Annotated in this window: 1 protein-coding gene; it reads left to right on the top strand. The window is 49.6% G+C overall.

What is annotated here, in order from left to right:
* On the top strand, positions 1-242 hold a 242-nt coding region (locus GQS64_RS11990), incomplete at both ends, for a hypothetical protein (RefSeq protein ID WP_198231768.1).

The following is a 242-nucleotide window of genomic DNA, read 5'->3' as shown; positions in this document are numbered from 1 at the left end:
CAGCAAAGCTCACAGGCACGATTACCGGCGATTATACGATTGTACCGGAATATAATAACGAGCCCGTGGGTTCTCTTTCAGCCACTGTGACATTGACAGCCGGTGCTCCTGTTGAAAAAGGTGTCGAGCTCTCAACATTCACAGCCGTCCCACTCTCGATCATCGCAGACAATACCGCGTACTCGACATTGACCTTTACGGACAAGGAAAAGTATGGAAAACTGGTAGGACAGAACGCCCAA

Origin of the sequence: Bartonella sp. P0282 (assembly GCF_048452985.1) — a bacterium.
Taxonomy (GTDB): domain Bacteria; phylum Pseudomonadota; class Alphaproteobacteria; order Rhizobiales; family Rhizobiaceae; genus Bartonella; species Bartonella choladocola.
The sequence above is the reverse complement of the archived record's forward strand: the minus strand, read 5'-3'. Positions and strand labels throughout refer to the sequence as shown.